Origin of the sequence: Chryseobacterium culicis, assembly GCF_900108365.1 — a bacterium.
GTDB classification, from domain to species: Bacteria; Bacteroidota; Bacteroidia; order Flavobacteriales; family Weeksellaceae; genus Chryseobacterium; species Chryseobacterium culicis.
This window is the reverse complement of record NZ_FNWQ01000001.1, coordinates 854,432-867,500: the sequence shown is the minus strand read 5'-3', so window position 1 is coordinate 867,500 and position 13,069 is coordinate 854,432. Positions and strand designations below refer to the sequence as shown.

The following is a 13,069-nucleotide window of genomic DNA, read 5'->3' as shown; positions in this document are numbered from 1 at the left end:
TTTATTAACAGCAACATAGTGTCAAATTTTCTATATTTGAGTTACTTCTGCTTCAAAAAATTTTAGAAATGAATAACAATACTAAGATTTTATTAAATACTCCTGAATTACGTAAGGAAAACCAACTATTGAGTCTTGTTGAAAACCAGACGAAATTCAATCTAAACAATTGTGAGTTCAGCATTTACGAAACTCATAAGGCAGCTTTTGATGTAAAACTTCATTTTGATAATATTGCATTTACAGCCATGCTGAGGGGTAAGAAGCATATGAAGCTTGATAAAAAGACCAATTATTTTGATTACTTTCCAGGAGAAAGCATTTTGGTTGCCCCGGGAGAAACCATGGTGATTGATTTTCCTGAAGCAGATGAAATCCCCACCCAATGCATTTCCTTAAGTCTTAATCCTGATTTTATTGAAGATTCTCTTAACTATCTCAACTACAATCTTCCCAAAGTAGATGAAACTTCGCAATGGAATATTCAGCTGGATGAGTATTTTCTGTTTAACAATAAAGCGCTTGCCTCCGCTACCAACAATATTATGAGAATTGCTATGGATGATAATTCTCAAAAAGATATTATGGCTGATTTTGCACTGAAGGAGCTCCTGATCAGATTAATGCAGACCCAGGCCAGAAGTATGGTAGAAAAGAATATCGTTAAAAACAAATCAAGAATAGGTTTTGTAGTGGATTATATTAAAAGAAATCTGCATCAGAAATTATCTATTGACAGTATTGCCAAGCTGGCTTATGTAAGCAAGTCGAATTTCTTTAAAATGTTCAAAGACGAACTGGGAACTTCCCCGAATGATTTTATCCTTCAGGAAAGGATTAGTAAAGCGAAAGAACTTCTTGCCAGCCAGACGAGCATCAAAGAAACAGCTTTCCAAACAGGGTTTTCTGATACAAATTATTTTTCCAGGGTTTTTAAGCAATTGGAAGGTGTAACACCTAAAAGTTATCAGGACAGTACATTTCTACGATAGCTTTTCAACAAAAAAGAGCCCCGTTTCCGGGACTCTTCTTAAAAAATATATTAAAATTAAATCTTAATATTTGTCATTCTGCTTAACGTTCGGGTTAGCAGAGATTTCTCTGATTGGAATAGGTAATGTATATCTGTAATCACCATTCGGAAGATTTTTCACATCGATAATATCGTCCGTAGCGTTTCTGTCCATAGATACATTAGCTGCTACCGCAAGTCTCTTAAGGTCCAGGAAACGGTGTCCTTCAAGCGCTAATTCTACTCTACGCTCTTTTAAGATATCTGCATACGCTGCCTGCGCGCTTGAATACGTAGGTGTTGTAGCTGCTCCCTGGAAGTTTCTTGCTACTCTCACCTGCTGAATTTTATCCTGGGCTGCTGCAAGGTTTCCTGCTGCCACCTCCGCTTCTGCTATAATAAAGTACATTTCTGACAATCTGAAAACTTTTACGTCGTTTCTGGTCGCTGTACTTATTTTACCAGGATATTTGTCAATTACCAATCCGTCCGTTCTGGTATTTCCTGCTGTTGCAGAAGCATAGTTTGGATTTGGCTTTGAAGAAGGGTCTACATAAGCATATTTTCTAATATCTCCCGGAGTATTCTTAAACATGTTGTACAGGTTTCTTCCCCAGAACCACATCGGTGCTCCACTAATGTTAGACTGGTTTGTATTCCATTTACCTCCAATAGCTGCACCAGCTCCTAAAGGTAGTCTGTTCAGAGAGAAAATAGCTTCTCCGTTTTCGGTATCCGCCCACATTCTTCTGTATGGGTTGAAAGAACCTCCTGCGATACCATTTCCTGTGCTCTCGTCAATTCCTCCATAGAATGCAATATTCCACTTGCTTGTAGGGGTATCACTGAAAGGTCCGGATTGGAATACAGATCCATCAGCTTCTGTAACAGGGACTGCTGCATTGGTACCAGTAATTGGTGTTGCCAGTGTAAGAGAAAGGCCAGATCCATTAATTACTAATTCTGCATTTTGTTTAGCTAATGCCATTTCGCCTCTGTAAAGGTTAAAACGTGCTGCAACAGCATTTACAAAATTCTTATCAACTTTATATCTTCTTGGAGTGGTAGAATTCCCCAAAATTCCTCTGGCATAATCTAAATCAGCATTAATAAAATTATATACATCCTGATTTTTGGCTCTTGGCAATTTTGCTTCTGTAGAAGGCACATCGGTAAGAAGAATAACTCCCAACGCATTAGGATCCTTCATATCAGGAGAGAAATAAGCCTCCAGCTGTACATAACAATATGCTCTGATAGCTCTTGCCTGTGCAAGAATCGCATTGTATGTATTCTTTTCTTCAACAGTAGTAGGTGTAATACTTTTTGCTCCTTCAAGAAGTCTGTTTACTCTGTTGATTACTCTGTAATTGTTTAACCAGATTCCGTCACTGGCAACTGTACCTACTGTACCTCCGGTAATAATAGGACTTGACGGATCAAGGAAATGTCTGTGAAGTGTGTATTCCTGTCCTCCACTACCAGATCCGGGTTTTACTTCGTCTGTAAATACAGCCGTGAAATAGATCTCGTCAATTGGATCTAACTGAGCGTAAACAGATCCGTTTAAAACTTCATTAAGGTTAGCAACACTTGTATAGAGGTCTTCTCCTTCTAATTGTCCTGCCTGCTTTATATCAAGTGCATCCTGGCAGCTGTTCAGCGTAAATGCTGCAGATGATAGGGTGGCTACAACTAATATTGTATTTATAATTCTTTTCATAATTATTCTCTATTAAAAATCAACATTTAAACCTACAGATACGGTTTTTGGGTTAGGGTAAACATTTAATGAATATGAAGTAATCGGCTCCGGATCGAATCCTTTCCAATCTGTCCAGGTGTAAAGGTTTTCAGCCTGAACAAATACTTTTATTCCTTTTACCGGCAGTTTTCCTAATTGGCTTTTGCTGAAGTTATATCCTACAGAAATATTCTTAAGTCTGATAAAGTCTGATCTGTGTAAGAATCTGTCTGAAGAACCTAAGCTTAGGTTGCTTGCTTTTAATGCAGGGATATCTGTATCTCTGTTGTCAGGAGTCCAGGCATTCAATAAATCAGCTGATAGGTTTCTTGTTGCCGCTGCATTCGGATCCATAATCCATGATTGCAGGTTATCATAGATCCATCCTCCTTGTTGGAAAGAGAATAATGTATCAAGGAACCATCCTTTGTGCTGTACATTGAATCCGAAACCTCCTGTAAACTTAGCATATCTTGATTTTCCAGTCAATACTCTGTCTGCAGATGTTGGTGCTTCAGTAATGTTTCCGTTTTTGTCAAGGAACTGTAAGTTTCCGTTGTCACGGTTTACCCCAACATATGTATATAGCTGATACTGACCAGCAGGTCCACCGATAGCGTTTACCACATCTCCAGCAAGGTTTTCGCTGTTCATAGAAACAATCTTGTTAGAGTTGTATGCACCGTTCACAAAAACAGATACTTTTGTATTTTCGTTTCTGATCACGTTGTACTTGATCATCCCTTCAATACCTTTGTTATCAAGAACACCATCATTACCTCTGATCGTATAAGTTCCGGTAACTGATGATCTTTGAAGGTCATTGAACATTCTTGATGTTCTTTTCTGATAGTAATCAACACTACTTTCAACCAATCCTTTATAGTTGAAATCTAAACCGATATTACTTTGTTTTACCTGCTCCCATTCCAGAGAAGGGTTTGATAAGTTAACAAAGTTATATCCCAATAAGTTCTGATATCCTGAAACACCATTATAAAGATTAAGGAAATTATTTGGAAGAAGTGCTAATGGGTTTTGATTATCAGTCGCAATTCCTAAATTCTGGTTACCTGTAGTACCGATGGAAGCTCTTAGCTTAAGCAATCTGAATCCGGAATTTGCCATGAATTCTTCTTTGTCAATATTCCATCTTGCTGCTACTGACCAGAAAGTCTCCCATCTGTTGGTAGGAAGGAAACGGTAAGAACCATCTCTTCTTACAACTCCACTTACTCCATATTTATCTTTATAATCGTAATCTAAAGTTCCAAAGTAAGCTAAGGTACCTGCAGTTACTTTTGTAGCACTGTTAGAAGGTCTGTAGATGTTGGGTGTATCCGGGTTAAAAGGAATATAACCGGTTCCTGCACCAAATTCCCACAGTAATGGGTTCAGACCATTTTGTCTTTGGGTATTTGTAGTTACATGAGCTTTAATATAGTCCATGTATGCACCAGCACTAATGGTATGATCTCCAAAAGATTTATTGAATGTAATATTCGTAATACTATTGAAAGTAAGATCTTTTATTGTAGAAAAATCTTCGAATCCACCATATGTAGATCCGTCTCCTTTAGCTACACTGATCGCAAGGTATCCAAGTGGTGATCTTGCGAAAGTTCTGTCGTATTGCTTATACTCAATACCTGTTCTGTTTCCAACGCTTAAATAATCTGTAATTTTGTAGTTTACGTTCGCATTGGCAGAGATACTTAACTCAGTAAATCTGTTTCTGATTCCCCCATTGATGTTATCCTGAAGAATCCAGTGTCTGTTATTGGTAGCATCTCCTTTAATAGCATTATACAGCTCAAGCCCGTTAGCATATGGAGAAGGTGTTGCGTATGGTAATGAAAGGACACTTCCGAATAAAGGGTTCTGAAGGGTATTGTTAGAAATACCTGTGTTTGTTTCATCATCCAGCTGGTTTCTTCTGGAATATCCTAGCCCCATGATAGCCCCGAAAGTTAACTTTCCGTTTTTAGACTTACCATTAAGGTTATTTCTCATTGTAAATCTCTTGAAGTCTGTAGATCTTACAGTTCCTTCACTATCAAGATATCCTAGAGATAAAAAGTTATTGATGTTTTCTCCACCACCTGTAATGGAAAGGTTGTGCTGCTGAGAAATACCAATACGGGTAAATTGCTTACTCCAGTCTGTATTAGTACCCCAGTTATTAATCTGATCCTGAGTTAAGGTATTACCTTTACCCGTTGCTAAATTCTTTTGAATTTGTAAAAGTTGTCTACCGTCTGACATGTTATAGTCAGAAGTAGGTAATTTACTGAATGAAGTTAATGCATCGTAAGAAACCTTCATTCCAGAGTTGAATTTCCCTCCTTTAGTCGTAATTACCACAACTCCGTTCGCCGCTCTGTTACCATAGATCGCAGTTGCCTGAGCATCTTTCAGGATACTGAATGTATCGATATCATAAGAGTTTAGGTTTCTGAACTGAGAACCGGAAGTAATTACTCCATCCACAACGTATAGAGGATCTGTAGAACCGTTAAGGGAGCTTGCACCTCTGATCAAAATATTGAATTTTCCAGAACCTGGAGATCCAGATGCTGAATTTACTACGATCCCGGGAGCCGTACCCTGAATAGAGTTCAGTACCGAGATATTAGGTCTGTTTTCTAAGGTTTCAGAACCAACAGTAACCGAAGATGTAGTTGTTTTCGCTTTAGTAGCAGTCTTGCTATAACCTAAAACAACAACTTCCTCAAGTTTTGTCTCCTTGTCCTTACTGTTCTTAGAGTCCTTTTCCTGAGCTAATACAGTCTGGCCTGTAAAAAACAGGACACCGACTGTCAAAACGCTTAATTTCACATTCATATTAACAGATTTTAATATATTCAAGTGACAAATATGTCAATAAATATTTGCAACATCAATTCATTAAACTCTGAAAACAGGCTGCCAGAAAGGGGATATTCACATCTATACTAAAAAAATGATGTAGAATTATTTTAATTGTATTTAAAAAATTAAGGAAAAATAAGCCAATTTAAACATTAACAGAATTTTAATAAATTTTAAAATTAAAATCAATTTTCATTAATTTAATACAATTAAAGAAAAATATAAATCAAAAAAATAAATTATTTAGAAAAAAATAAATTAAATAAATTTTAAATTTCAAGAAAAAGAGAGTAAAAAACAGCTAATTTTATTAAAATTTATATAAAAAAGTACCGTATAACCCTTATTTGGATGCCGTGTAAGCGATATTGGAATTAAAAAACTGTTCATCTACTATATATTGAATTAGGTTAATGCAAGTAAAAGCTATATCAAAATTTACTGTATTTTTTTAACCATTTAATCATTTAGATTAAAAATAATTCAACCACAAATCTTGAAAGATCAGATCATTTTTTACATTCATAAAAAAGCAAAGCATCCCATATTTCTGGGATGCTTTACATTTTACTTTTAAAATAGTTTTACTATTGATAACTGTAATATCTTGCTCCGACCAGAACCGGATTTTCAGATTCTACAGAGACCAGCCCAAAACCTTTATATTGGTTATTTACGGATTCCTTTAATTGTTTTCTGTGAAGTTTCTCATACGTATCAAAATCTACCGGAGTTCTTTGTTTAAGTTTTTCAAACAAATTCCACTTCTCCACTACATTTTTCCAGTTTTCAGAAACTTTTCCGGCAAATACTTTTGATTTCGAACCACTTCCATAGCCCACAAAACCTATTTCTTTTCCGGACAGGTCTTCATTTTCATTAAAAGAAGTTTGTAATGCAGAAAGAAACGCCATAAAAATAGAAGCGGTGTACATATTCCCTATTTCGGAAGACGCTCTCTGGGTCTTTTCTATCTTATCATTAATTAATTTCAGATAGTTTTCAGATTTTGCAACAGCCTTTTGTTCTTCTGCTGTTTCATAAGAAAGGCCATTTTCAAGACTATAGATCTCTGTAAAAACTCTTTTCCCATGGAAAGCATACGGAAGATGGAAGATAATGTATTTCCAGTTTTCATAAGGCTTTTGCTGTCCTGTTATTTCTTTATAATGTTGATAAGCTTCTTTTATTCTATCCTGATAACATTGATTAGAATATTGTCCGTCAAAAACAGGTTCATCCGTAAAAATTTCAATTTTTTCCGGGTAATTCTCTGGGGCTCCTTTCAAATCTTCTTTAAGATAAGATCTTCTGGGTTTGAAAAAATCAAAAACACTTTCTGAAGCAACTCCCCAGTTATTTTCTATTTCAAGAAGATCTGGTTTTGAGGAAACCAAAAGCGCTACCGCCCCTCCACCTTGTGTATATTCTCCTGATGAGGCTAATTCATATTTTGCATAGTCGCTGGCAATTACTACTGCTTTTTTATCGGGATTCACTCTTACAAAGTCCAGAGCGTTATGTAAAGCATCCACCGCACCTACACAGGCAAAAGTCATATCAAGGACATCACAATTTTTAAAACTTCTTGCTCCAAATTCTTCTTCCAATACTTTTTCTACCATCTGTACTGCGTAGGAAGCCGTGGGTTTGGCTGCGTCCACCGCACTTTCTGTTCCCAGATATACTCTTGCTATTTCCTTCGGATTGATCTGATAATCTTTTATAAGCTTCAGTAATGCTTCTGCTGCAAAGGTGGCAGCATCTTCGTGAACATCAGAAAGCCCCATTTTATGAAGACCTAAGCCTTTTTCCAATTTTGCCGGTTCTATTCCTCTTTTTTCTGCTAAATCCTTAATCTCCAAATATAAACCAGGCACATAATAACCCGCTGCTTCAATTCCAAAACTCATAATTGTCTAAATTTTAAACGAATTTATGAAAGATAATGCAAAAAACAGTGGTAAAAAGTGCTGATTTTTATAACATCATTAAAAATCAATGGATTCTAAAATATAATATGACAATTGAGTAATCTTAGGATTAAAAGAAAGCCGGCATATTTGCCGGCTTTAAATGTTATTTATAGTTTTCAATGGCTTTATTGAGAACATCAATCTGCTTATTGATACTGGCTGCATTTTGTGGATTCTGTTTCAGCAGTTCCATTTTTTTGCTTAAGCCATCTTTCAGAATCTGAACCATCATCATCTTAGCCTGTGGATTGTCTCCGATCTGGTTTTTGGCGTATCCCGCTATTTTTGTAATGCTTTCCGTTGCTTTCAGGTTATCGGAAGTCATAATCCAGTTGAAACCGTCTTCCGCCGCTTTTCCTAATTCCGGATTCTGGAATTTAATAAATGGATAGAAGGCAGCAAGGGGAGCTATGTTTTCCATCTGGGATGTGATTTTATTCTTCACAATAATGGGAAGCAACTGAGCCTGAAGTTCATCTGAAGCACCTTTCATATCAATTTTATCAGCCAAACCACTGGCTCTTGAAGGATCAATAGATAGAATTGCTCCCATTGAGCTTCCTTTTACGGCATTGGAAACTGCTCCTGCTCCTTTTTCAAACAAAGGAAGGTATTTCTTGTCTTTTGTTTTTCCTAATGCACTGATAGCAGCTGCCTGCGTTAATGTTTTCGGGTCACTGGCTGCCAGTTTTTCAACTTCAGCTCCTAAGGCTTTCATTTGTTCCGGATTGCTAAGATCTATTAATTCTAACGCTTTGATTCTAACTCTGAAGAAAGGATCTTTCAAAGCGGCAGCGAGTAATTTTATGGCGGCGGGGCTTTTCCCCACCTGATCTTTAATTCCGGTTAAAGCCAGATACCTGCTTTTGAATTCCTTAGAATTGGTAAACTGCATCAGGTTTTGCTCTGGTGTTTTGGTATCTGTAATTTCTGCCAGTAAGACTCCGTCAGCATTTATATTTATTAGATCAGGTGCCTTAGAAACGTTAAAACTGAATGTATTTTTTGCTTCTGCATTTACCCAAACATTGTATCGTTTAGGTTTTCCATTGTCATACACATCTATCGCCAGAGGGAATTCAAATGGTTTTTCCTGGGTTTGATTAATGGTGACTGTTACCTGTTTTTTTACAGGTTCAAAGGTGGATGAGGAATTTATTTTTGGATTTCCGCTTCCAAAATACCATTGATTAAAGAACCAGTTTAGGTCTTTTCCGGACACCTTTTCAAAAGACAGTCTTAATTGATGTGCCTCTGCATTCTGATATTCATTCGTTTTCAGATAATCATTCATTCCGCCAAAGAAAGCATCGTCACCGAGATAGTTTCTCAGCATATTTAAAATACCTCCTCCTTTCTGATACGTTACCAGGTCAAAAACGTCTTCGCGGGATTCATAATTGAACCTTACAAGATTCTTATTAAAGTCTGACGGATTATGGATGTACTGATTTACGTCTGTCATCAGATGATAATCTGCCTGGTCTTTTCCGTATTTATATTCATTCCAAAGGTATTCTGAGTAATTGGCAAAAGATTCATTAACGGTAAGGTTACTCCAGCTTTCAGCTGTAACAAGATCACCAAACCAATGGTGAAAGAGTTCGTGCGCAATGGTATCTTCCCATGTGTTCTCATCAATAAGCTGTCCCGGCTTTTGAAGAATATCACTTCCGTGAAGAGTGGCAGTGGTATTTTCCATGGCTCCGCTTACATAATCTCTCCCTGAGATCTGGGCATATTTTGCCCATGGATAATCATAGTTCAGTTTTTTGGAGAAAAAGTCGATCATTTCAGGAGTATTTCCATAGATCTGTTTGGCGTATGGCTCATATTCTTTTTCTATATAATAATCAACCGGAATATTTTTCCATTTATCTTTTACAACAGCATATTCTCCCACTCCCATAAAGAAAAGATAGGTAGAATGTCTTTTATCCATTACCCAGTGATCGGTTCTAAGTCCATTAGATTCTTTTTTGGATTCTTTCAGGAGACCGTTGGAAAGGGTTACATATTGATCGGGAACCGTCATATAGATTTCCTGTGTCGTCTTTTGATTGGGTTTATCAATAGTAGGAAACCATGCGGAAGAAGATTCTGTTTCTCCCTGTGTCCAGATTTGTGTAGGCTTATCAGAATCTGTTCCCTGGGCATTGATGAAATACAGTCCTTTTGCATCATTGATTGCCATACTTCCCTGCTGTTTTACCTCGTTCGGGCGGGATGTATATTTGATATAAACGGTATAATCCTGATTTTTCTGGTAGGTTTTATCCAGACTGATTTTCAGGATATCATTTTTATAATCATATTGTAAAAGGGTCTTCTTTCCGTTATTATCAAGTGCTACTTCATGAATCAGCATTCCTTTTGCATCAAGTATAAGTTCGTTGGCAGCATAAAAATAGGGTGAAGCCGTAAGCCATTCTTCCCCATTCATCTGTTCTTTCTGATAATCAAAATTTACTTTCAGCTTGGTGTGTTTAAGCTCTGTTACTTTAGTAGGTGTGGCTCTGTATACTTTTTCTCTTCCTGAAGTTTCAGTCTGTGCCGATACGTCTGCGGAAAATAAAATCCCGAGTATAGCAATTGACAAAATGGCTTTTCTCATTGGTCTACTTACTTATTTTTTAGAATTATTTTTTAATGATGATATCGAAAATATCATTAACTAAAGTTTCATAATCTCCTGTTTTAAGCTGCTCTTTGGTTTTTGCAAAAGCTTTTTTCAGCTCGCTTTCAGGATTTTCGTCATCTACTATTTCTGCTGAAGCTACTCCTTTCAACTGGAGTACGGCATTTTTCAGAGCTTCGATATCTGCATTTTCTTCGATATTGATTTTTAAATACTTCATAATTTATTTTTAAGCATTTGAAATAGATACTCTCCAACTTTTCCCCATCCTTTCAAAGAAGCAGTAAGCCGGAGTTGTTCTTTCAAATGTAAGAAACAATTGTCAAAAGAAAGCGTGCAGAAGAATTTATCTCCAGATAATTTGTAATATGATTTATTTTGTAAGTATCATTTTCCCGTTTTTATATACAAATCTGATGTTACAATCTTTTTTATCAATGGGATTATCTACTTGAATTTTCAGGGGGTCAATCCCATTCATTTTACATAACTGAGGGCTTTCCCATCTTTTATAGAAAATGGGTTCTCTAAGCGTAAAATTCGGATTGGATTTAAGCTCTTCAAAAACTCCGTAGTCAAGGCAAATTTCTCCTTTTTCAATGTTATTTTCTTTGAGTGCGGTATTCAGTTTGCTGAACAGTTCATTATTAAATTTTGCAGCATAGATCCATGAGTCCTTTACACTGATATTGGTAATCACCAGAAAAAAAGTGATTACTGACAGAAAAATACTGATCGTTTTATGCTGTAATTTTAATTTCAAAGATACCCAGATCACACCTGAAATCATAAAAAGGGTATAAAAAAGTCTTATAGCTCCCAGATTTCTGTTTTCAAATCCGAAAAGTGTAGGGATATATGATGAGAAAAGAAAAATGCTCATTCCCAGGATCACAGCAGCCAAAGAAAAAATACTCAGTTTTTTGAGAGCCTGTGACTGACTTTTAAAATCGTACTTATAGAATATTTTATAGACTGTAAAAGGAATCGCTAAAGACATGATTATTCCTAACACATTTATTTTTCTCAGATGTATTACTCCTTTATAAATTCCAGCGAAGAAATCATAAAAAAACATTTTTAGGGAAAGAACTATTACAAATAATACTCTTTTAACTTCAAGCACCTTACCTACCTCATCTCTTTGATAGTAATGTACAAATACGGCCGGCTGAATTACTTTCCTGAAAATAAAAATAGCTCCCAATGTAAAAACTGCAAACAAAAGCCGCTTTTTATTTTCCTTTACAAGAAACAGATTCAGAAGTACCAAAGGAAGAAAAATCTCATAACTCAATACCGAAGCGATAAAGAAAACAGAACTGGCTGCAATGTTTTTCCGGATATAAACAAAATAAATGCTTAAAGCAAAAAAGATCGTTGCCAGATTTGAATTGAGCATCATGGTTGAAAACTGAATGCTTGTCCCTATTAAGGAAACAGAATACAGCAGAGTCATTAAGCTGGCAAGCTCTTTCGAAATAATTTTACGGGCAACCCAGTATATTACCAGTAAGGAGAGCGGAAAAAAAAGAAGTCCCAGAAAATAAACAGATTCATTGTTCCTTGCTAAAAAGCACACTGTTGCCGTTATAATTCCTGATACCGGGCGGGCACCCATTGTTTGGGAATCCAGGTAAGAACGTACAAAAGACAGATAGGATCCGGAAATGGCTTCTAATCCATAAGCGCTGGCCAAATCATCTGTCAGCAATGTTTTTTCTTTAAAAATAGCCAGAAATATATAGAGGGTATACACAATCATCAGGATATTCAACAATATCTGATAATTCCTGCTGTTTTTTTCTTTCATAAGTGTTTCAGTTAATTTGGTTATTTAACCGGACCAAAAATAATAGAAATATCAGAATAAAAAAAATATCAGCGCACCAGACTTCGTATTAAATCGCTACGGGAGCTTTAATTCCCGGATGCGGATCATAGTTTTCTAATGTGAAGTCTTCGAAATTGAAATCAAAAATATCTTTAATATCAGGGTTTAGCTTCATCACAGGAAGTGGTCTTGGTTCTCTTCCAAGCTGTCTGTTTACCTGCTCAAAGTGATTATTGTAAATATGAACATCTCCGAAGCTGTGAACGTAATCTCCTACTTCAAGATCACAAACCTGCGCTACCATCATCAAAAGCAAAGCATAGCTTGCAATATTGAACGGTACGCCAAGGAAAACATCCGCACTTCTCTGGTACAGCTGCAGAGAAAGTTTTCCGTCTGCCACATAAAACTGAAACAGAGCGTGGCAAGGGGCCAGAGCCATATTAGGAATTTCTGCCACATTCCATGCTGATACAATCAGTCTTCTGGAATCAGGGTTCTTTTTAATCTGGTCGATAACATCTTTAATCTGGTCTACCACTTTACCGTCAGCACCAGTCCAGTTTCTCCACTGTGCTCCGTACACCGGTCCCAGATCACCGTTTTCATCTGCCCATTCGTCCCAGATGCTTACTCCGTTATCTTTCAGGTATTTGATATTGGTATCTCCTTTCAGGAACCAAAGCAGCTCATAAATAATAGATTTCAAATGCACTTTTTTGGTAGTTACCAAAGGAAATCCTTCAGAAAGATCATATCTCAGCTGATACCCGAACACACTTCTTGTTCCGGTGCCCGTTCTGTCGGTTTTATCAGTTCCGTTGTCTAAAATATGCTGTAAAAGATCCAGGTAGTTTTGCATTTTGAATGAGATTTTAAGCTTCAAATTTAGTAAAAACGATCAAAAAAAGCACTCACTTTTATGAATGCTTTTTATAGGGGTGATGTTTATTTTCTATTAAACAGCTGTATATCTGTACTCTAACAGAAATTA

At 36.5% G+C, this 13,069-nt stretch carries 8 protein-coding genes; 1 reads left to right on the top strand and 7 read right to left on the bottom strand.

Features of this window, described 5'->3' with window-relative positions; translation table 11 throughout:
* Positions 1-68: 68 nt before the first annotated feature.
* Positions 69-992 carry a helix-turn-helix domain-containing protein gene (locus BLW74_RS03875; protein WP_089690120.1) on the top strand — a complete coding sequence of 308 codons (924 nt, stop codon included), beginning with the start codon at positions 69-71 and terminating at the stop codon, positions 990-992.
* Positions 993-1,055: 63 nt separating this feature from the next.
* Here BLW74_RS03875 and BLW74_RS03870 read toward each other — a convergent pair whose 3' ends face one another.
* The 7 genes from BLW74_RS03870 to BLW74_RS03840 form a co-directional block, all read right to left on the bottom strand.
* The gene (locus tag BLW74_RS03870) at positions 1,056-2,735 is read right to left on the bottom strand and encodes a RagB/SusD family nutrient uptake outer membrane protein (RefSeq protein ID WP_089690119.1); all 1,680 of its coding nucleotides are present in this window, start codon (positions 2,733-2,735) and stop codon (positions 1,056-1,058) included.
* A gap of 12 nt (positions 2,736-2,747) precedes the next feature.
* Entirely contained in the window at positions 2,748-5,600 is a 2,853-nt protein-coding gene (locus BLW74_RS03865; RefSeq protein ID WP_089690118.1) for a SusC/RagA family TonB-linked outer membrane protein, read from the bottom strand.
* Between the two features lie 614 nt (positions 5,601-6,214).
* Entirely contained in the window at positions 6,215-7,540 is a 1,326-nt protein-coding gene (locus tag BLW74_RS03860) for a hydroxymethylglutaryl-CoA synthase family protein (RefSeq protein WP_089690117.1), read from the bottom strand.
* 166 nt (positions 7,541-7,706) lie between these two features.
* Positions 7,707-10,217, bottom strand: a complete 2,511-nt coding sequence (locus BLW74_RS03855) for a M1 family metallopeptidase (protein ID WP_089690116.1) — start codon at positions 10,215-10,217, stop codon at positions 7,707-7,709.
* Positions 10,218-10,242: 25 nt separating this feature from the next.
* A complete protein-coding gene (locus BLW74_RS03850; protein ID WP_062674294.1) occupies positions 10,243-10,461 on the bottom strand; it encodes a hypothetical protein in 219 nt (72 codons plus the stop codon).
* A gap of 153 nt (positions 10,462-10,614) precedes the next feature.
* A complete protein-coding gene (locus BLW74_RS03845) occupies positions 10,615-12,054 on the bottom strand; it encodes a hypothetical protein (RefSeq protein WP_089690115.1) in 1,440 nt (479 codons plus the stop codon).
* A gap of 88 nt (positions 12,055-12,142) precedes the next feature.
* Complete coding sequence (locus tag BLW74_RS03840; protein ID WP_089690114.1) at positions 12,143-12,937, bottom strand: thymidylate synthase; 795 nt, start codon at positions 12,935-12,937, stop codon at positions 12,143-12,145.
* Positions 12,938-13,069 lie beyond the last annotated feature (132 nt).